This window comes from Lentzea sp. (assembly GCF_036380075.1).
Taxonomy (GTDB): Bacteria; Actinomycetota; Actinomycetes; order Mycobacteriales; family Pseudonocardiaceae; genus Lentzea.
Map to the genome: position 1 here is coordinate 14,037 of NZ_DASVFL010000340.1, position 20,227 is coordinate 34,263.

14 protein-coding genes and 1 tRNA gene are annotated in these 20,227 nt (G+C 70.6%); 8 read left to right on the plus strand and 7 right to left on the minus strand.

Translation table 11 applies throughout. The annotated features are described in order from the left end of the window. Positions 1 to 4: 4 nt before the first annotated feature. Positions 5 to 829, minus strand: coding sequence for an iron uptake transporter permease EfeU (gene efeU, locus VF330_RS36325; protein ID WP_330856271.1), 825 nt, complete (start codon positions 827 to 829; stop codon positions 5 to 7). 130 nt (positions 830 to 959) lie between these two features. On the opposite strand from efeU, the gene VF330_RS36330 reads away from it, so the two are divergent. Further along, positions 960 to 1,778: a lytic murein transglycosylase gene (locus tag VF330_RS36330; RefSeq protein ID WP_330856272.1), complete on the plus strand. Its 819-nt coding sequence runs from the start codon at positions 960 to 962 to the stop codon at positions 1,776 to 1,778. An 825-nt stretch (positions 1,779 to 2,603) separates the two neighbouring features. On the opposite strand, the gene VF330_RS36335 is transcribed toward VF330_RS36330, so the two are convergent. From VF330_RS36335 to VF330_RS36355, 5 genes are all read right to left on the minus strand, one after another. Then, a complete protein-coding gene (locus tag VF330_RS36335; RefSeq protein WP_330856273.1) occupies positions 2,604 to 5,735 on the minus strand; it encodes a S41 family peptidase in 3,132 nt (1,043 codons plus the stop codon). Positions 5,736 to 5,803: 68 nt separating this feature from the next. Next, positions 5,804 to 6,724, minus strand: coding sequence for a MazG family protein (locus VF330_RS36340; RefSeq protein WP_330856274.1), 921 nt, complete (start codon positions 6,722 to 6,724; stop codon positions 5,804 to 5,806). Further along, a complete protein-coding gene (locus tag VF330_RS36345; RefSeq protein WP_330856275.1) occupies positions 6,721 to 7,662 on the minus strand; it encodes a hypothetical protein in 942 nt (313 codons plus the stop codon). The genes VF330_RS36340 and VF330_RS36345 overlap by 4 nt, the downstream gene beginning before the upstream one ends. A gap of 14 nt (positions 7,663 to 7,676) precedes the next feature. Continuing rightward, positions 7,677 to 11,231 (minus strand): transcription-repair coupling factor, encoded by a 3,555-nt coding sequence (mfd, locus tag VF330_RS36350; protein WP_330856276.1) that lies wholly within the window; start codon positions 11,229 to 11,231, stop codon positions 7,677 to 7,679. A gap of 115 nt (positions 11,232 to 11,346) precedes the next feature. Continuing rightward, positions 11,347 to 12,087: a maleylpyruvate isomerase family mycothiol-dependent enzyme gene (locus tag VF330_RS36355; RefSeq protein WP_330856277.1), complete on the minus strand. Its 741-nt coding sequence runs from the start codon at positions 12,085 to 12,087 to the stop codon at positions 11,347 to 11,349. Between the two features lie 25 nt (positions 12,088 to 12,112). Between VF330_RS36355 and VF330_RS36360 the strand changes: the two genes are divergently transcribed. Continuing rightward, positions 12,113 to 12,646: a DUF4291 domain-containing protein gene (locus VF330_RS36360; protein ID WP_330856278.1), complete on the plus strand. Its 534-nt coding sequence runs from the start codon at positions 12,113 to 12,115 to the stop codon at positions 12,644 to 12,646. A gap of 7 nt (positions 12,647 to 12,653) precedes the next feature. After that, positions 12,654 to 13,763: a PQQ-dependent sugar dehydrogenase gene (locus VF330_RS36365; protein WP_330856279.1), complete on the plus strand. Its 1,110-nt coding sequence runs from the start codon at positions 12,654 to 12,656 to the stop codon at positions 13,761 to 13,763. A 92-nt stretch (positions 13,764 to 13,855) separates the two neighbouring features. On the opposite strand, the gene VF330_RS36370 is transcribed toward VF330_RS36365, so the two are convergent. Next, the gene (locus VF330_RS36370) at positions 13,856 to 14,455 is read right to left on the minus strand and encodes a TetR/AcrR family transcriptional regulator (protein ID WP_330856285.1); all 600 of its coding nucleotides are present in this window, start codon (positions 14,453 to 14,455) and stop codon (positions 13,856 to 13,858) included. Positions 14,456 to 14,552: 97 nt separating this feature from the next. On the opposite strand from VF330_RS36370, the gene VF330_RS36375 reads away from it, so the two are divergent. From VF330_RS36375 to VF330_RS36395, 5 genes are all read left to right on the plus strand, one after another. Beyond that, positions 14,553 to 15,695: an alpha/beta hydrolase family protein gene (locus VF330_RS36375; protein WP_330856280.1), complete on the plus strand. Its 1,143-nt coding sequence runs from the start codon at positions 14,553 to 14,555 to the stop codon at positions 15,693 to 15,695. A gap of 88 nt (positions 15,696 to 15,783) precedes the next feature. Beyond that, positions 15,784 to 15,854, plus strand: a tRNA-Gln gene (locus tag VF330_RS36380). A gap of 23 nt (positions 15,855 to 15,877) precedes the next feature. Then, entirely contained in the window at positions 15,878 to 17,575 is a 1,698-nt protein-coding gene (locus VF330_RS36385) for a GGDEF domain-containing protein (RefSeq protein WP_330856281.1), read from the plus strand. A gap of 47 nt (positions 17,576 to 17,622) precedes the next feature. Continuing rightward, positions 17,623 to 19,095 carry a bifunctional UDP-N-acetylglucosamine diphosphorylase/glucosamine-1-phosphate N-acetyltransferase GlmU gene (gene glmU / locus VF330_RS36390; protein ID WP_330856282.1) on the plus strand — a complete coding sequence of 491 codons (1,473 nt, stop codon included), beginning with the start codon at positions 17,623 to 17,625 and terminating at the stop codon, positions 19,093 to 19,095. Positions 19,096 to 19,109: 14 nt separating this feature from the next. Then, positions 19,110 to 20,081, plus strand: coding sequence for a ribose-phosphate diphosphokinase (locus VF330_RS36395; protein ID WP_030482093.1), 972 nt, complete (start codon positions 19,110 to 19,112; stop codon positions 20,079 to 20,081). Positions 20,082 to 20,227 lie beyond the last annotated feature (146 nt).

Below are 20,227 nucleotides of genomic sequence, written 5' to 3' on the forward strand. Positions count from 1 at the left end.
TCGATCAGTTGGACACGGCAGCGCGGCGGCGCGGCCGGATGAGGAACAGGGACAGGACGACCCCCACGTAGGCGACCCACGCGACGGCCTGCAGCACGGACGTGCGCTGCGAGTAGTTGAAGAAGCCCTTGAGCAGCGCCCCGTACCAGGAGTCCTCCGGCAGGGTGTCGCTGATGTCGAACGCCAGCGTGTTGAGCCCCGGCAGGATGGCGGCTTCCTGCAGGTCGTGGATCCCGTAGCTGAGCACGCCCGCCGCCACGAAGACGAGCAGCACGCCCGTGACGGTGAAAAACTTCCCGAGGTCGAAACGGATCGCGCCCTGGTAGAGGAGTGCGGCGATCACCACAGCGACCGCGATGCCGCCCAGGAACCCGAGCAACGGCTCCGTCGTGCCGCCCCCGGCGGCCTGCACGCTGGAATAGAAGAAGACAGCCGTCTCCAGCCCTTCCCGACCAACGGACAAAAGGGACACGACGACGATGGCAAATGGTCCGATTTTGAGCGCTTCGTCCATTTTCCCGCGCAGCTCGACCGCAATGGTCTTGGCCGCCCGGCGCATCCAGAAGATCATTCCCGTGACGAACGCGACCGCGATGATCGACATCGTCCCGCCGAACGCTTCCTGCTGCTCGAACGTCATGCCGGCGGCACTGAACGTGATGACCGCCCCGGCCGCCACCGACAACGCCACGGCGGTCGCGACACCCACCCAAACCCATTTGAGCGCATACCGTCGATCGGTCTTCACGAGGAATGCGATCAAGATGCTCACCACGAGGGCGGCCTCGAGCCCCTCGCGCAGCCCGATCAAGCCATTGGCAAACAGCATCCCGACGCCTCCGTGAATTAGGTCGGCCTTATTTAAGGTAAGCCTCACCTGAATGTCCAGCCACCATCGGTGCCGTTTGCATCACTCTTGACCCCCTCACCACTTGGAGGGAGCACGTAGCCTGGGTCTCGTGGTCCAGCCGTCCGAACCTCGAACCAGCGCCCCCCGCCCCCGCAACGGCAACGTCTTCGGCCGCATCGTCCTGGTGCTGCTGCTGATCGTCGTGGTGGCCGCGGGCGCCTGGGGCCTGGGCGCCCTGAACCGCAAAGACGCAGCTCCCCTGGGCCCGCCCCCGTTCCTGGTCCCCATCCAGGAGGTGAACCCGGGCGAAGCCGCCCCGGGCAACGCAGCGGCCCCCGGCACCACCCAGGACGCCAACCCACTGGCCGACTGGGCGACCAGAGTCGCCTCGAAGACCGACATCCCGGCCAGAGCCCTGCACGCCTACGCCTCGGCAGACCTGACGATGCAACGCGAGTTCCCGAGCTGCCGCATCTCCTGGGCCACCCTGGCGGGCATCGGCAGGGTCGAGTCCCACCACGGCAACATCAACGGCGCCAAACTCCAGGAGAACGGCCTCCCGACCCGCCCGATCATCGGCATCCCCCTGGACGGCAGCCCCGGCGTGAAGGCCATCCACGACACGGACGGCGGCCGCCTGGACGGCGACACCACCTGGGACCGAGCAGTGGGCCCGATGCAGTTCATCCCGGGCACCTGGAACCGCTGGGCGAAACGAGCAGCGGACGACGGCCTCCCAGCCGACCCCCAGAACATCGACGACGCGGCCCTGGCAGCAGCCCGCTACCTGTGCGGAGCCGGCGCGAGGGACCTGGGCACGGGCCAGGGCTGGTGGGCAGCGGTGATGACCTACAACAACTCAGTCGAGTACGGCCAGAACGTGTTCAGCGGCGCAGACGCCTACGCAAGGGCCAGCGCACAGCAGTAGCAGCACGCAGCTTGGTCTTGGCTTTTCCATGCCTGGCAGGTGGGATCGCGCCCAACGCACGCAACAGCAAGCCGCCCAACGAAACAGGCGTGCCATCTACCTGCGTGCGGCGCCGGCCCGGTCTTTGATCAGTTGGCGGGGTCCGGGGCGGAGCCCCGCGTCTGAAACAGGAACGTCCCGCTCAACAGGACCACCGCTCTCAGAAACGACAGGCTCCTCAGACCGAGGCACAGAAACCGGCACCCCCACAGGAGCCTCAACCGAGGAAACAGGGGCAGGGGTAGTCGTGACCACCGGCAAACCGTCCGAAGTAGACGGAACCGGAGTAGACGGAACAGGCTCCTCAGCTCCAGTCTCACTACGCCCGACAGCAGAAGGCCGAACCCCGGACGGAACCACACTCCCGGTCACGCGAACAGTCTCGGTAACCACAACCGCACCTGCGGAAGCCACCCCAGACCCGCGACCCGGAACGGGAGCCACCCCACCAGACCCAGCACCGGACACCACCACGGTCTCGGTAACCGTGGACAGGGAAACCCCACCAACCTCCCCAGCCTCACCCCACAACGACACAGTGGGCCGAGTGACGGGAGGCCGAGCAGCAGGCCCGTCCTCAGCCCCACCGGTGAACGCGATCAGCGAGAACAACCCACCCAACGCCAGGAACGGCACCACCACGACCGCCCCGAAGCACCCGCGCCCACTACGAGGCTCATCCCGATGACTCACCCGCACACCCCCGAACCACAACGGACTGTTCCACCAAGTTGATCGTCCACATGGAACAGTCCGTCACAGTTTCCCGCCCACACGATGGGGTGTTCACGGCAGAGGCGGCAACTCCGGAGCGTGAGCAGCGGGCGACGAGGACAGGTTCTCCAACGCCATCGACACGGCCCGCTCCAGCTGCGGGTCCCGCCCGGCGACCCGGTCCGCGGGCGTCATGACCACCTCGACGTCGGGATCGACGCCGTGGTTCTCGACGCCCCACCCGTGGCCCTTGAACCAGGACGCGTACCTCGGCTGGGTGACCATCGTGCCGTCCACCAGCGAGTAGAGCATGTCGATGCCGATCACACCGCCCCACGTCCGCACGCCGACCACGGGCCCGATGCCGAGCTCCTTGATCGCCACGTTGACGATGTCGCCGTCGGACCCGGCGTACTCGTCGGCCACCGCCACCACCGGGCCGCGGGGCGCGTCCTGCGGGTAGGACTCGGAAGCGGTGTACCCGCGGGCCACGGACCACCCGATGACCTTGCGCCCGAGCTTCTCGATGACGAGCTGCGAGGTGTGGCCGCCGCCGTTCTCGCGGACGTCCAGCACCAGGGCCTCGCGCGCCAGCTCCACCCGCAGGTCGCGGTGCAGCTGGGCCCACCCGGCGCCCATCATGTCCGGCACGTGCAGGTAACCCACGCGCCCACCGGACTGCTCGTGCGTGAACGCACGGCGGTTCGCCACCCAGTCGTGGTAGCGCAACGGTTCCTCGTCGGCCAGCGGCACCACGACGACGCGGCGCAGCTCCCCGCCGCCGGCAGGCCGCACGGTCAGCTCGACGGGCTTGCCGGCCGTCCCCACCAGCAGAGCGCCGGGCCCGGCCAGCTCGACGGGGCGACCGTCGACCGCCACCAGGGCGTCGCCGGCCCGGACGGCCACGCCGGGTGCGCACAGCGGTGAGCGGGCGTGCGGGTCGGACGTCTCGCCGGGGATCACCCGCTCGACGACCCAGTCCGAACCGGACCGCACCAGGTCGGCACCGAGCAGGCCTTGGCGCCGCGACGCCGGGACGTGCGGCGCCGAGCCCCACACGTAGGCGTGGGAGGTGCCGAGCTCGCCCTGCACCTCCCACAGCAGGTCGACGAGGTCGTCGTGGCTGCCGACCTGCGCCACCAGCGGCCGGTAGCGGTCCAGCTCGCCCTGCCAGTCGACGCCGCCCATGTCGGTGCGCCAGAAGTGGTCGCGCATCAGCCGGCCGTTCTCGGCGTACATCTGTGCCCACTCCGCGGCCGGGTCGACCACGACGCGCACGCGGGCCAGGTCGATCTCCACGTAGTCGCTGGAGTCCTCCTCGGCCTTGCTGTCGGTCGGCACCACCCGCAGGTCGCCGCCGTCCTCGACGACCATCCGCTTGCCGTCGCCGGAGACCGCGAACGCGTCCGCGCTCTCGGCCAGGCACTCGGTCTTCTGCTTGGCGAAGTCGAACCGCTCCAGCGCCGTGCGCGGCGGGCGGGCCTCCGGCGACGCCAGGTTGTCGCCCAGCACCCCGAGCAACGGCCTGCGCAGCCACAGCAGACCGCCGCGGGCCGCCTTCAGCGCCACGTAGTCGGCCGCGGCGACGGGCACCGGCACCACGCGGTCGGCCAGGCCCTCGAGGTCGACCTTGGTGACCGGCTTCTTCTCGTCGTCGTCCTCGGAGTCCTTGTCGTCGTCGACGGCGGGGCGGCCGCCGTGCATCGGCGCGAACGGCGACGGCGTGGTCGCGGCCAGCGGCACGAGGTGCGGGCGGCAGCCCGTCGGGAACGACAGGTCGAACACGTGCGCGTCGTAGACCGGGTCGAACGTCCTGATCGACAGGAACGCCAGGTACTTGCCGTCCTCGGTGAACGTCGGCGCGAAGTCGGCGAACCGCAGCGGTGTCACGTCCACGACGGACAGGTCCGTCGTGTTCACCATCTTGATGTGCCGCAACGGACTCGGGCCGGGGTGCGACCACGCGACCCACGACGAGTCGGGCGAGAAGGCGAGGTTCGTGATGTGCGCGTTCGCACCGCTGACGACCTCGCGGACCTCACCGGAAGCGATGTCCACCAACAACAACCGGCCGTCGTGCGTGGCCACGGCGGCCCGCGAGCCGTCCGGCGCGGCGGCCAGCGACATGACCCGGCCGAGCTGCCCGGACGCGACGCGCCGGGCCGTGCTGCCCGGCTCGGCCCCGCCGACCGGCGCGATCTCCAGGGCCTCCTCGCCCTCGGCGTCGGTCACCCACACCACCTGCCCGGTCTCGCCGAGCACCTTCGGCAGCCGGGCGCGCACGTCGGACCTGTCGGCCAGCACGCGGACCGGGCCGTCGCGGTGCGTCACCCAGTGCACCGAGCCGCGGACCTCGACGGCCGACGCGCGGCCGGTGTGGTCGACGCTGAACGACTCGACGTTGCCGGACGCCTTGACGTGGTGCGGTTGCCGGCCGGTGCGCGGGCCGCCGAGCCTGATGTCGAGCTTGCGCAGGTCGGAGAGGCCTTCGAGCAGCCACAGCTCGCCGGCCTGGTGGAAGATCACCCGCGAGCCGTCGCTGGACGCGTTGCGGGCGTAGAACTCGCCCGACGAGTGGCGGCGCAGGTCGGTGCCGTCCGGCAGCACCGAGTACACGTTGCCGACGCCCTCGTGGTCGGACAGGAACGCGATCCGCCCGTCGACCCACATCGGGTTCGCGAGCGTCGACTTCAGGTCCTCGAGGATCCGGGTGAAGTCACCGGAGCCGTCGACGTCGACCCACAGCTTGCCGGCCGTGCCGCCGCGGTACCGCTTCCAGGCGGAGGGTTCCTGCATGTAGCTGGAGGACGTGACGACCTGGCCGTCCGGTCCGAAGGAGACGTCGTTGACCCACCCGTACGGCAGCACCTCGGACGGTCCACCGTCCAGCGGGACGGCGTGCGCCCGCTTGCGCTGGCGCGACATCTGGCCGGTGGAGGACACCGCGAGCACCCGCCCGTCCGGAGTCCAGCCCGACACCGCCGTCCGGACGACGCCCCAGTGCGTCAACCGGCGCGCCGGGCCACCGTCGACGGGCGCCACCCGCACCTCGGGGGCGCCGTCGACCGTGCTGGCCCAGGCCAGCTGCGTGCCGTCGGGAGAGATGCGCGGCGAGCGGGCCGGTACCTGGTCGGCGGACGCGCGCCAGGCCCTTCCTCCGTCGACGGGCGCGAGCCACACGTCGTCCTCGGCCACGAACGTCACCAAGTCACCGCGAAGATGCGGATACCGCAGGTAAGTCACGCGATCGACGTTAGCCCACGGTCACCGGTTCAGGAGGGCCAAAACCGCCGCCAGTCTTCAGCTGCAAGAGAATCAAGACCTTCGGCCCGCGCTTTCGCCTCGGCCTCGCGGACGTTCGCGGCGAACCGGCGGCAGACCTGGCGCAGCTCGGTCTCCGGGTCCTCCCCCGCGAGCCTCGCCAGCGCGGTCACGGCGAACAGCGTCGTGCCCGTGTCGTCGCCCTCGGGCAGCAGGTCGACCGGGAGACCGGCGCGCTTGGTGCGCTGCACGAGCTTCGCGGCCAGCGCGACCGCGGGCTGGCCGAGCGCGACACCGTCCACACTGGACTCGCGGCGCTTCTCGGCCTGCTTGAGCTCCTCCCAGCGGTGCTGCTGCGACGTGGCGTCGTGCACCGCGGGGTCGTTGCCCTCGAAGACGTGCGGGTGCCGGCCGACGAGCTTCGCGACCAGCTCCGACGCCACGGCGTCGATGTCGAACGGGTCGTCCGGGTCCTCGGCGGCGACCCGCGAGTGGAACAGCACCTGCAGGAGCACGTCGCCGAGCTCCTCGCGCATGGCCGCGCGGTCGCCGTCCTCGATCGCCTCCAGCAGCTCGAAGGTCTCCTCGACGAGGTACTGGCGCAACGTCTGGTGGTCCTGCTCGGCGTCCCACGGGCACCCGCCCGGCGACCGCAGCCGGTGCATCACGGCGGCGGCGTCGAGCAGGGCGGCGCCCAGCGGTTCCGGCGTCGTGATCACGTCGGCGTCGGGGTAGGCGTCGGCCGAGGCCGCGATCACCACCGCGCCGTCCTCGACGACGGCGGGCGCCGGCCCGTCGACCCCGAGCGCTGACCAGGACTCCAGGGGCACGCCCTCGCCCGCGTAGACGGCCGTGGCCGTGCGCAACGCGGGCAGGGCGGCGGCGGGCAGCACGGCGTCGAGCCGCCCGCTCAGGACGACGACGGTGATCAAGACTTGTTCTTGGTCTCGGGCACGCCGACGAAACCGGCCTTCTCACCGGCGGCGGCGACGACCGTCGCGGCGGTCGGGTCCCACACGCCGTAGCGCGGGTTGACCTCGATGTTCAGGTCCGCGGCCAGGTACTGCGCGATCCGCAGGCCGAACGCGGCGAGCAGCTGCGGGTCGATGCGCTCGGTCAGGTCCTCCTGGCCGGGCGTCGGCGAGACCTTGTTGCGCTCCTTGACCACGGCGACCATCCAGCTGGCCTGCTGCTCGTCGGCCGGGAAGGCGACGACGGTGCCGGGCTTCACGCCCCACAGCATCGTGTGGACCAGGGACGGGTTCTCGGTGACGCGGACCTTCTGGTTCGTCCCCGACGCCTGCTGGCCGCTGGTCGTGCGCGGTGCCTCCTGGATGAACCGCGTCATCTTCGACGGGTCGGCGGTCACCTGCTCGGCCTTCTCCTTGGCCTCCTTGGAGTCCTTGGCCTGGAAGAAGTCGATCACGACCTCGAGCGTGGAGAGGTTGCGGCGCGCCAGCTCGCCCATCGCCAGCACGTCGCGCTGGCGGCGGTAGATCGTGTCGGCGTCCTGCTCGCTCTGCTTGGCGGCCTCTTCCGGGCCGCCCTTCGCGTTCACCTCGTCGAACACCTTGGTCTCGTCGACCGTGATGTTCTCGCGCTGCGCGGCGGCCGCGGCGATCTGGTGGGTGATCTCGTCGGCCACCACGAGCCGCGAGACCTGGTCGAGCTTGCCCTGGCCCTGCATCTGCTGGGCAGCGGGCTCCTTCTTGAGCACCTTCACGGTGCGGTCCTGGACGGTCTCCAGGCTGATCGTCTGATCGCCGACGATCGCGGCCGAACCGGCCTTGGCAGGACCGGTGCCGCACCCGGTGGCGAGCAACGCCACAGCCACACCGACCAGCGAGAAACGCTTCAGAACAGTGCTCACGAGGATCTACCCTCTCACGCCGTCGTGACCGGGGTCACGGGTGTCCCCGCGAGTGAGTCCAGGAACGCCCCGCACCAGTCCAGCAGCTGCTGGTCGCGCAGCTGCGGTGCACCCATCCGGCCGCCGGCGGCACCCTCCGTCGGCCTCGGCACGGTGATCGTCCCGACGGCCTGCTTGTAGACGGCCTTCGGGAACAGCCTGCGCAGCCGGACCAGCTGCGAGTCGAGCAGCTCCAGCTTCGCGAACCGCACGTTCTGGCCCATCGCGATGACCTCGGTGACGCCGTGGCGGCGGCAGGTGTGGCGCAGCCGGGCGACGCCGAGCAGGCGTTCGACGGGCTCCGGCGGCGTGCCGTAGCGGTCCTTGAGCTCGTCCCAGACCGACTTGAGCGACGCCTCGTCGGCCGCCGCCGCGATCTTGCGGTAGGCCTCCAGCCGCAGCCGCTCGCCCGGCACGTACTCGTGCGGGATGTGCGCGTCCACGGGCAGGTCGACGCGGACCTCGGCGAGCTCCTCCTCGACCTCGCCGCCGTCGGCGCCCGCGTGCCTGCGGAACGCCTCGACGGCCTCGCCGACCAGCCGCACGTAGAGGTCGAAGCCGACGCCCGCGATGTGACCGGACTGCTCGGCGCCGAGGATGTTGCCGGCGCCGCGGATCTCCAGGTCCTTCATCGCGACGGCCATGCCGGCGCCCAGCTCGGTGTTCTGCGCGATCGTCGCGAGCCGGTCGTGCGCGGTCTCGGTCAGCGGCGTCTCCGACGGGTAAAGGAAGTACGCGTACCCGCGCTCGCGGCCGCGGCCGACGCGCCCGCGCAGCTGGTGCAGCTGCGCGAGGCCGAGCAGGTCGCCGCGTTCGACGATCAACGTGTTGGCGTTGGAGATGTCGAGGCCCGTCTCGACGATCGTGGTGCAGACGAGGACGTCGAACTCGCGCTCCCAGAAGCCCTGGATGATCTTCTCCAGGCGGTCCTCGTTCATCTGGCCGTGCGCGGTGACGACGCGGGCCTCCGGCACGAGCTCGCGGATGCGGCGCGCGGCCTTCTCGATCGACGAGACCCTGTTGTGCACGAAGAAGACCTGGCCGTCGCGCAGAAGCTCGCGGCGGATCGCGGCACCGACCTGCTTGTCGTCGTAGGCGCCGACGTAGGTGAGGATCGGGTGCCGTTCCTCCGGCGGGGTCAGGATCGTGGACATCTCGCGGATGCCGGCGAGCGACATCTCCAGCGTGCGCGGGATCGGCGTCGCGGACATGGTCAGCACGTCGACGTGCGTGCGCAGCGCCTTGATGTGCTCCTTGTGCTCCACGCCGAAGCGCTGCTCCTCGTCGACGATCACGAGGCCGAGGTCCTTGTACCGCACGGTCTTCTGGAGCAGCCGGTGCGTGCCGATCACGATGTCGACCTCGCCGTCGGCGAGACCGGCGACGGTCTGCGCGGACTCGGTGGCGTCGGTGAAGCGGCTGAGCCCCTTGATGTTCACCGGGAACTGGCGCATGCGCTCGGAGAACGTGTTGAGGTGCTGCTGGGCCAGCAGCGTCGTCGGCACCAGCACGGCGACCTGCTTGCCGTCCTGCACGGCCTTGAACGCCGCGCGGACCGCGATCTCCGTCTTGCCGTAGCCGACGTCGCCGCAGATGACGCGGTCCATCGGGACGCCGCGCTCCATGTCGGCCTTGACCTCGTCGATCGCGGCCATCTGGTCCTGCGTCTCGGTGAACGCGAACGCGTCCTCCAGCTCGCGCTGCCACGGGGTGTCGCTCGCGAACGCGTGGCCGGGGGCGCTCTGCCGCGCCGCGTAGAGCTGCACGAGCTCGGCCGCGATCTGCTTGACCGCCTTGCGCGCCTTGGACTTCGTGTTCTTCCAGTCGCTGCCGCCGAGCTTGTTCAACGTCGGCAGCTCGCCGCCGACGTACCGGCTGACCTCGTCGAGCTGGTCGGTCGGCACGAACAACCGGTCGCCGGGCTGGCCGCGCTTGCTGCTGGCGTACTCCAGGACCAGGTACTCGCGGGTGGCGCCGGCGACCGTGCGCTGGACCATCTCCACGTACTTGCCGATGCCGTGCTGCTCGTGCACCACGAAGTCGCCGGCCTTGAGCGCCAGCGGGTCGACCGCGTTGCGCCGCTTGGACGGCATCTTGCGCATGTCCTTGGTGGACGTGCCGCCGCGGCCGCCGGTCAGGTCGGTCTCGGTGAGCACCACCAGGGCCAGGTCGGGCAGCACGAACCCGTCCTCGAGGCAGCCGCGCACGACCGTGACGGTGCTCGCCTTCGGCGTCCCGTCGAGGGACTCGAGGCAGACGGCCGAGACCTCGGCCTCGCGCAGGCGTTCATAGGCGCGCTGCGCGGTGCCGGCGCCGGGCACGACGAGGACGGCGGCGCCACCGGTCGCGGTGTGCGCCTTGAGGTCGGCGAACGCGCGCTCGACGTCGCCGGAGTAGGCCTCGACCGGCTTGACGTCGAGGTGCACGACGTCCGGCGCGTCGGTGGTGAGCTGGCTGAGCGTCCACCACGGCCGGTCGTTGGCCTTGGCGTGGTCGGCCACCTCGCCGATGCCCTGGTAGGCGCTGCGCCCGAGGTCGATCGGCGCCTTGCCGCCGCCGGCGGCGGCCATCCAGGACGCTTCGAGGAACTCCTGGCCCGTCCGCACGAGGTCGGCGGCGCGGGCGCGGATCTTCTCGGGGTCGTTGAGCAGGACGTGCGTGCCCTTCGGGACCACGTCCGTGAGCAACTCCAGCTCACCGGGGCACAGGGCGGGGATCAGCGCCTCCATGCCCTCGACCGCGATGCCGCCCGAGATCTTCTCCAGCATCTCGGCGAGGTGCGCGTCGGACTGGTGCTCCTCGGCGAGGCTCGCGGCGCGCTGCTTCACGTCCTCGGTCAGCAGCAGCTCGCGGCACGGCGGCGCGACGAACTCCGCGACCTCCTCCGGCAGCGACCGCTGGTCCTGCACGGAGAACGGCCGGATCTCGCTGACCTCGTCGCCCCAGAACTCGACGCGGTACGGGTGCTCGGCCGTCGGCGGGAAGATGTCGAGGATGCCGCCGCGCGTCGCGTACTCGCCGCGCTTCTCGACCATGTCGACGCGCGTGTAGGCGTTCTCCGCCAGGCTCGTGACGAGCTCGACGAAGTCCTGCTCCTCACCGACCTTCAGGTGCACGGGCTTCAGGTCGCCCAGGTCCGGCGCCATCGGCTGGATGAGGCTGCGGACCGTGGTGACGAGGACCCTGATCGGGGCGCCCTCGGGGTGCTTGAGCCTGCGCAGCACCTGCAACCGCGCGCCGACGGTGTCCGCGCGCGGGCTCAGCCGCTCGTGCGGCAGCGTCTCCCAGCTGGGGAAGAACGCCACCGCGTCCGGCCCGATCAGGTCGCGCAGGACGTTCGTCAGCTCCTCGGCCTCGCGACCGGTCGCCGTGACGGCGAGGACGGGCCGGACCGTGGACAGCGCCGCGGTGACGAGCGGGCGGGCGGCCAGCGGGCCGTCCAGCTCCAGCTCGGGGACACCGGCGGAGTCGATCAACGTGCGGAGGGCTTTGTCGGGCAGGACACCATCGAGCAGGCCGAGCAGCGGCATGTGAGAAACCCCGGTCAAAGTGCGAGACGCCGGACAGACCCCTGCCTGGGACGAGGGGTCTCACCGACCACTTTAACCCTTCGCGCGAACCCTCATCGGGTGGTTCCAGCCCGGCTCAGGCGGGCTCCCACGCGATCAGCCGCTCGAACACGCGCCGGTCGCCCCGGACGTCCATCTCGCCCAGTTCGCGCCGCCCGTACATGAAGAGCACCAGGTCACTGGCGGTGCCGGTGCACTCGGCGGTCGGCGCGACCTCGGGCACGGTGTGCGCGCCGCTCTCGTCGAACCGCAGCCACCAGCTCCGGCCCTCCGTCGCGTGGTAGCCCATGGTCGAGGGCTCGTGCGGCCACGCGGAGTCGGTCGTGACGCAGGTCTGCAGGAACTCGTCCACGCCGTCGAGCGCGATGTCGACCGGCAGCGGTTCCGCGGCGCCGATGGTGATCTGGGCGTCGTAGGTGTGGACCGCGAGCTGCTGGAGCTGGTGGCGGGCGACGGCGCCGGCGGTGTGCGGCGAACCGCTCCACCAGGCCCAGCACCCCTGGTCGGGGCCCGCCGCTTCGAGGGCGTCCAGGAGCTCCTTCGTCGCGTCTTCGAGCCAGGTCAGGATCTCGGCGCGCTGTTCGGGCATGGGGACGTCCTTGCCGGTGGCCTTGCCGTTCGCGGGGCCCGCGGCGACGGTGGCGGCCCAGGTGCGACGACCTTCGCCGATGTGTTCGGCCAGGTCGGCGAGGGTCCATTCAGGGCAGGTCGGGACCTTGGCGTCGAGGCTGGGAGCGGCGGCGACCGCGGCGCGGAAGGCGGCCGAGCGTTCGTCGATCAGGCGGAGCAGGTCGGAAAACCCCAGGGTGTTCTGCACGCGGGGTGTCTAACATCCCCCGGCTGTGGAGCAAAGGGAAATACGGGCTGACTACGACGATCAGTCCATCGTGGTCTACCAGGCCTACTCGCCGGCGATCGCCGATCCGGCCGTGGCGGCGCAGCGGTTCGTGCCGCCGTTCAAGACGGAGCGGATGACGTGGATCAAGCCGTCGTTCCTCTGGATGATGTACCGCTGCGGCTACGCGCTGAAGCAGGACCAGGAGCGCGTGCTGGCCGTCCGCATCACCCGCGAGGGGTTCGACTGGGCGGTCGCGCACGCCGTGTCGAGCAGCATCCCCGGCAAACCGGCGGTCCGCGTGCAGTGGGACCCCGAACGCGGGCTGCACCACGAGGCGCTGCCGCACCGGTCGATCCAGATCGGGCTGACCCGCGAGGCCGTGCAGAAGTACGTGCACGAGTGGACCGTCGGCATCACCGACGTGACACCTCTCGCGCGTGCGGTCCACGAGAAGGTGCTCGCCCACGACCTGGACGCGGCCCGCGCGCTGCTCCCCGTCGAACGGCCTTACGGAACCACCACGGCACAAAACGCATAGTTGGGACATGCGCGCACTCGTTGCTGCAGTGTCGGTCCTGGCCCTCGCCGCCTGTTCCACGCCCGAACCGGGCGGCAACGCGCCGTCGAAGGCCCCCGCGCCGCAGGGCCTGAAGGTCGAGGAGGTCGCCGGCGGCTTCCAGCACGCCTGGGACCTGGGCTTCCTGCCGGACGGCTCGACGCTCGTCACCGAACGCCCCGGCACGCTCAAGCTCGTCAAGAACGGCCAGGTCACGCCGGTCGACATCGACCTGACCGACCTCCAGGCGCGCGGCGAGGGCGGCCTGATGGGGCTCGTCATCCACCCGGACGACCAGCGCTTCACGGTCTGCTTCAACACGTCGAAGGACGTCCGGCTGGTCACGTACCGGCTCGACGGGACGCGGGCCACCAAGACCAAGGACCTGCTCACCGGCATGCCGTCGAACTCCAGCGGCCGCCACTCCGGCTGCCGGCCGACGCTCGCGCCGGACGGGTCGATGTACGTCGCCACCGGCGACATCGCGCAGGGCCGCAACCCGCAGGACCGCACCAGCCTCGGCGGCAAGGTGCTGCGCATCGACGCCGAGACCGGCGAGGGCGCGGCCGGCAACCCGTTCATCGGCTCCGCCGACGCCAACGAGCGCCGGATCTTCACCTACGGCCACCGCAACGTGCAGGGCGTCGTCTTCCGGCCCGACTCCGACCAGGCCTTCTCCAGCGAGCACGGGCCCTCGGTGGACGACGAGGTCAACCTGCTCAAGGCCGGCGCCAACTACGGCTGGGACCCGTCCAAGGGCGGCACGCAGGGCGGCTACGACGAGGGCGTGCCGATGACCGACCTGCAGCGGTTCCCGGACGCGGTGCCGGCGGTGTGGTCGTCGGGGTCGCCGACCGAGGCGATCTGCCAGGCGGCGTTCTGGAACGGCAAGCTCGCGGTCACCGCGCTCAAGGGCTCGAAGCTGCTGCTCTTCACGCTCGACCAGGCCGGCAAGGTGCAGAACGTGAGCATCCCGGACGAGCTGAACGACAAGTACGGCCGCCTGCGCGCCGCCCGCACCGCGCCCGACGGGTCGCTCTACATCACCACGTCGAACGGTTCGGACGACAAGCTGCTCAAGCTCACCGGCGACGTGTAGGCGTCGGGCCGCCCGACCCCTCGACGGACGGCGCGACGGCGTCACTCACCGAACACATCGCCTGAGGGGGTGCCGATCGTTATCAGCGCAGCTCAGGAACGGCTGCGCAGCTTCGGCCGGTGGTCCATCGCGGAGAGCCCGTTCCACGCGAGGTTGACGAGGTGCGCGGCGACCTCGTCCTTCTTCGGCTTGCGCGCCTCCAGCCACCACTGGCCGGTCAGCGCGACCATCCCGACCAGCGCCTGCGCGTAGAGGGCGGCGAGCTTGCGGTCGTAGCCCCGCTTCGCGAAGTGCAGGCCGAGGATGTGCTCGACCTGCGACGCGATGTCGTTCAGCAGCGACGAGAACGTGCCGGAGGAGGAGGCGACGGGCGAGTCGCGCACGAGGATGCGGAAGCCGTCCGTCGAGCCCTCGATGTAGTCGAGCAACGCGCAGGCGGCCCGTTCCAGCAGCTCACGCGGGTGCGAACCCCCGTCGAGCGCCTCGACGATCCGGTCCATCAGGTACCGCATCTCGCGGTCGACGACGACGGCGTAGACGCCTTCCTTGCCGCCGAAGTGCTCGTAGACGACGGGCTTGGACACGCTCGCGCGGTGGGCGATCTCCTCGACCGAGGTCGCCTCGAAGCCCTTCTCGGCGAACAGGGCGCGGGAGACGTCCAGGAGCTGCTCCCTGCGCTCCTTGCCCGTCATCCTGACCCTCGCCACCGAGCCAGCCTACAAACCCCCGGTCCCGGCCCGCCGCGCGGCGCCGCGTGGAATCGAGACCTCGACGCGGCATCATCAGCACATGGCCAGACGCAAGATCATCCGGATCACCACGGTCTCGCTGCTCGTCCTGCTCGTGCTGGTCACGGCGGCTCTGGGCGGGGTCGGCTGGTACTACAGCAACGAGCTGCTCAAACCGGCCGAGGCGTTCCCGCAGCGCTTCCCGGAGACCTCGCTCGGCGCGCAGGACCGGAACGTCGTGCTCGCCGAGTCGAAGCTGACGACGCTGCGCGGCACGTTCGGCATCGTCTGGCCCGGCGGCGCCGCGAAGGTCGGTGACGTCACCGCCAATGAGAACGGCCGCGTCGTGCGCCCGCTGCTCGACGGCACCGCACCGCCGGAAGGCACCAAGGTGCGCATCGAGACCGACGTCTACGACGGCAACCCCAAGAGCACGCTCGGCTTGGTCTACAGCGAGGTCCGGGTGCCCACCGAGCTCGGCGAGATGCCCGCCTGGCTCGTCCCGGCCGCGAACCAGGACACGTGGGTCATCACCGTGCACGGCCGTGGCGCGTCGCGCGAGGAGGCCCTGCGCGTGGTCCCGCAGCTCAACAAGGCCGGGCTGCCCGTCCTGCTGATCACCTACCGCAACGACGCGGGCGCCCCGAAGTCGCCGGACGGGCTCTACCACCTCGGCGACACCGAGTGGCACGACGTCGAGGCCGCGATCAGGTACGCGCAGACGCACGGCGCGAAGAAGGTCGTCCTCTACGGCTGGTCGATGGGCGGTGCGATCGTCGGCCAGACCCTGGCGCGGTCGAGCCTCGCGACGGCCGTCAGCGGGGTCGTGCTCGACTCCCCCGTCACCAACTGGACGCAGACGCTGAACCTCCAGGCGCGGAACCGGGGCGTGCCGACGTGGCTCACGCCCGTCGCCGAGGTCGTCTCCGGCTGGCGCGCCGACCTGGACTTCGACCGGTTCGACCTCGTCGCCAACCCGCCCGCGACCAAGCCCCCGACGCTGGTCCTGCACGGCGACGCGGACGGCACCGTCCCCGCTCAGTCCTCGCGCGACCTGGCGGCCGCCGCGGACCGGCTCGGGTGGCCCCTGACGTACGTCGAGATCCCGGGCGCCGACCACACCTCGGGCTGGAATGTGGCGACGGACACGTACCAGGCCGCTCTCGCGGACTTCCTGACCAGGTCGACCGGCGTGAAAACGTGATCATGACCTGAGCCGGACGAGTGGTGGTTGGACAAGTGCGGGAGGTCTCGTGACAACATGTGCGCAGGACGGGTGCACGCGCACCCTTTCCGCCATGGTGTAAAGGCAGCACCTCTGATTTTGGTTCAGATGGTCCAGGTTCGAATCCTGGTGGCGGAGCAGGGCCTGGAAGGCGCAGGGTCATGGTGTCTTGGGGAGGTGCGAAGCTGCCCGAGGAAACGGTCGACGAGCAGGGCAACGTGGGCCACCGCCACCACGAGATGTCCGACGCGTGGCTGGTGGGCCGCGCGAGCGAACTTGTCGCCGTCGCCCAGAGCAGCCACCTCGCCGCGCAGCTCGACGCGGCGTCCGAGATCGACCACATCCTCGCCGAGGCCCAGGGCCGCGGCGAGCCCCGCATCGTCGCGCAGCTGCTCAGGGCCGCGGCCGTGGTCCGGCTCGTCACGCCGGGGCTCGTGGACATGTCCGACCCGCAGCTCGACGAGATGCTCGCCCACTGCCGCCGGCACGGCCTGATCGTGCTGGAGGCGGACGCGCGGGCGTTGCGCGGCCGCCGGTTCCTGCTGGGCAACGCCGAGGACAAGGCGCTGACCGAGATCGCCTCCGCGCTCGCGATGATGCTCGACGAGGAACCCGAGGTCGACCCGGTCTTCGACAAGCGGACGTGGGACCAGCTGCTGGCCACGACGCTGCAGGACATCGCGCTCGTGCTGACCCAGCTGGGCGTCTACGAGATGGCCGACGACGTGCTCGCCCGCGGCCACAACCCGCTCTGGGAGAGCGGCCAGCCGCACCAGATCTACGTGCACCTGGTCAACCGCACCCGGCTGCGGATCGGCTGGGGCCTGCGCCTCGAACGCGTGAACTTCCACGTCCAGGCCGCCGAGCAGTTCGCGTTCGCGGCGGGGCTCGCGGAGGCCGCCGAGGTGCCGTTCCGGCAGTCGCTGCACCCCGGCCGGCGCGACCTCGACGCCGCCGAGCAGGTGCCGATCCTCGGTGCCGCGCAGGCGCTGACGAACCCGAGCGAGGACCACCTCGACCGGCTGTGGTCGTTGCGCGGCCTGTCGATGTACGCGCGGGAGCTGATCATCGTCGCGATCGCGCTGGCCCGGTGCCTGGTCGTGGCGAACCGGCTGGACGACGCGCTGAAGGTCCTCGGCGACACGCGCACGCAGATGGAGCACGACACGTCCGAGCCGTCGCTGGTGCTGTCGCTGGAGCGCGAGTACGCGCACCTCTGCGGTCCGCACACGACGTCCGCGCTGCAGGCCTACAACGCGGCGCTGGAAGCCGAGCTGTGGGCGATGCGCGAGTCGCGCGTGGCCACGTTGACGACGCGGCGCGAACACGAGCGGCTGACGCGTGCGCACGGCGCGATAGCGCAGCAGGCGTTGCAGGACCCGTTGACCGGCCTGCCGAACCGCCGGGCGCTCGACGACAAGATGAGCGAGCTCATCGCCGGTCAGGTCAACCCGTTCTCGATCGCGCTCGTCGACCTCGACGGCTTCAAGGGCGTGAACGACCGGCATTCGCACGCCGAGGGTGATGATGTTCTTCGGGTGATTGCCAGCACACTCCGGCAGGCCCTGCGGGGTGACGACATGGTGGCCCGCTACGGCGGCGACGAGTTCGTCGTCCTGCTGCCGGGCGCCCCTCTGAACGCCGCGGAGGCGGCACTGGGCAGGGCCGTGGATGCCGTGGCAGGCCTGCCAATCGACCTCTCCCGCGGCGTGACGCTGTCGGTCGGCGTCATCTCGTTGCGCCCCCGCGAATCCGCGAACCAGGCCCTGTCAAGGGCCGACTCCGCGATGTACGTGGCGAAGCGCCAGGGTGGCTGCCAGGTTGCGGCCGTGGCGGGGGAGCCCTCCCCGGAGGCTTAGGCTGGTCCGCGGACTTCGAACCACCCAGCCTGTTAGGGAGAGCATTGATGCTCGAGGGCCCTGTCAGCACGGTCGTGCTCGCCGCCGGGGAAGGCACCCGCATGCGGTCGTCCACGCCCAAGGTGCTGCACCGGATCGCCGGACGCTCACTCGTCGAACACGCGGTGCGCGCGGCGGCCGGCACAGACCCCGACCACCTGGCCGTCGTCGTCGGCCACGGCCGTGAAGCAGTCACTGAGCATCTCGAGACCCTCGCCGGAACGCTGGGCCGCAAGGTCACCGTCGCCGTGCAGGCCGAGCAGAAGGGCACCGGGCACGCCGTCTCGTGCGGCCTCGCCGAGCTGCCGCACGACCTGGGCGGCACGGTGATCGTGAGCTACGGCGACGTGCCGCTGCTCGACACCCAGACGTTCCAGGCGCTGCTCGCGGAGCACTCCTCCGCCGGCAACGCCGTCACGGTCCTGACCGCCGTGGTGGACAACCCCACCGGGTACGGCCGGATCGTCCGCGACGCCGACGGCACCGTGCAGCGGATCGTGGAGCAGAAGGACGCGTCGTCCGCCGAGCAGCTGATCAACGAGATCAACTCCGGCGTGTACGCGTTCGACGCGGCGGTGCTGCGCGACGGCCTGTCGCGGCTGTCCACCGACAACGCGCAGGGCGAGCTCTACCTGACCGACGTGCTGGGCATCGCCCGCGGCGACGGCCTGCGCGTCGGCGGCCTGATCGCCTCCGACCCGTGGCTCGTCGAGGGCATCAACGACCGCGTGCAGCTCGCGGCCGTCGGCGCCGAGATGAACCGCCGCATCGTCGAGGGCCTGATGCGCGGCGGCGTGACCGTCGTCGACCCGGCCTCGGTGTGGGTGGACGCGGGCGTCACCGTCGGCCAGGACGCGCTGATCGAGCCGAACGTGCAGCTCCGCGCGGGCACGGTGGTCGGCGCCCGCGCCGTCGTCGGCCCGGACACCACGCTCTCGGGCGTGACCGTCGGCGAGGGCGCCTCGGTCGTGCGCACCCACGGCAGCGACTCGGTGATCGGCGACAACGCCACCGTCGGCCCGTTCGCCTACCTGCGCCCCGGCACCTCGCTGGGGGTCAAGGGCAAGATCGGCACGTTCGTCGAGACCAAGAACTCCACGATCGGCGAGGGCTCGAAGGTCCCCCACCTGTCGTACATCGGCGACGCCACGATCGGCGACCACAGCAACATCGGCGCCGCCTCGGTGACCGTCAACTACGACGGCGTGAACAAGCACCGCACGATCGTCGGTTCCCACTGCCGCACCGGCTCGGACAACATGTTCGTGGCGCCGGTGACGGTGGGCGACGGCGCCTACACGGGCGCGGGCACCGTCCTGCGCCGCGACGTACCCCCCGGCGCGCTCGCCGTGTCCGGTGGCCCACAGCGCAACCTCGAAGGCTGGGTCCTCAGCCGTCGCGAGGGCACCGCCGCCGCTCAGGCAGCGGAGGCGGCCCTGGCGAAGCAGAATGCGGACGAGAAGACACAGGAGGGTCGCTGACCGTGAACCCGCAGATGCCCGGCACACCGAAGAAGAACCTCATGCTCTTCGGCGGGCGTGCCTACCCGGAGCTGACGGAAGAGGTCTCGAAGCACCTCAACGTCACGGTCACCCCGCAGTCGGCCTACGACTTCGCCAACGGCGAGATCTTCGTCCGCTTCGAGGAGTCCGTGCGAGGCTGCGACGCGTTCGTCATCCAGTCGCACACCGCACCCATCAACCAGTGGCTGATGGAACAGCTGATCATGGTCGACGCCCTGAAGCGCGCCAGCGCCAAGCGCATCACCGTGATCATGCCGTTCTACCCGTACAGCCGCCAGGACAAGAAGCACCGCGGCCGCGAACCGATCTCCGCCCGCCTGGTGGCCGACCTGTTCAAGACCGCGGGCGCCGACCGCCTCGTCTCCGTCGACCTCCACACGGCCCAGATCCAGGGCTTCTTCGACGGCCCGGTGGACCACCTGTGGGCCATGCCCCTGCTGGCGGACCACATCCGCGGCAAGTACGCGGGCCACGAGATCACCGTCGTCTCCCCCGACTCGGGCCGCACGAAGCTGGCCGAGAAGTGGGCGGACACCCTCGGCGGCACCCCGATCGCGTTCATCCACAAGACCCGCGACCCCCTCCGCCCGAACGAGGTCGTCTCCAACAGGGTCGTCGGCAAGGTGGAGGGCCGCCTCTGCATCGTGATCGACGACATGGTCGACACCGGCGGCACCATCGCGGGCGCCGTGAAGCAACTCCTGAACGAGGGCGCCTCGGACGTGGTCATCGCCGCGACCCACGGCATCCTCTCGGGCCCGGCAACCCAACGCCTGCAGGACTCGGGCGCCCGCGAGGTCGTGTTCACCGACACGCTCCCGATCCCGGCCGAGAAGCGCTTCCCGAACATGACCGTCCTCTCGATCGCACCTCTGCTGGCAAGGGTGATCCAGGAGGTCTTCGAGGACGGCTCAGTGACGTCCTTGTTCGACGGCAACGCCTAACGCGAAGCCGAAGGCGAGCACGCTCTTGGCTTGTGCTCTTGGTTTTGAGCGAAGCTCTCAGCGGTGGGTGCCCCGTCACGAGTCGCGCCACAGCTCTCGCTGCAACGAGGTAGGGGTGTCAAACGGCCACGCTTTTCGGCCGTTTG